General features: G+C 46.8%; 1 protein-coding gene. It reads left to right on the top strand.

Annotation, left to right across the window (positions count from 1 at the left end; genetic code table 11):
* The coding region (locus tag H6B31_RS16955; RefSeq protein WP_204899550.1) for a hypothetical protein at positions 1-217 on the top strand (217 nt) is incomplete at its 5' end.
* Between the last annotated feature and the right edge of the window lie 48 nt (positions 218-265).

Below are 265 nucleotides of genomic sequence, written 5' to 3'. Positions count from 1 at the left end.
CATCCTTGGGTTTTTGACGCGTTTAAAAGGCGGGCTTTATGAAAGCAAGGAAATGGCCCAAGCAGGGCTTGCATACTGCGCGGGTCGGCAGACCCAGGTTCGAAGCAGATTTTATCGAACCTTTAAAAGCGTGTTAGAGAACTACACGCTTGAAGAAGCGTGGGTGGTTCTTGAAACGGTTATGTCATATCACTCTTTCTACGGCGGCAATCTATGAGCGATTTTTCTTTTTCTCATCGGGGCTTTTCAACGGTCGAACAAACAT

Source organism: Pseudoflavonifractor capillosus (genome assembly GCF_016899775.1).
GTDB lineage: Bacteria > Bacillota > Clostridia > Oscillospirales > Oscillospiraceae > Lawsonibacter.
Note: the sequence above shows the minus strand (reverse complement) of the source record. Positions and strands in the feature narration are given on the sequence as shown.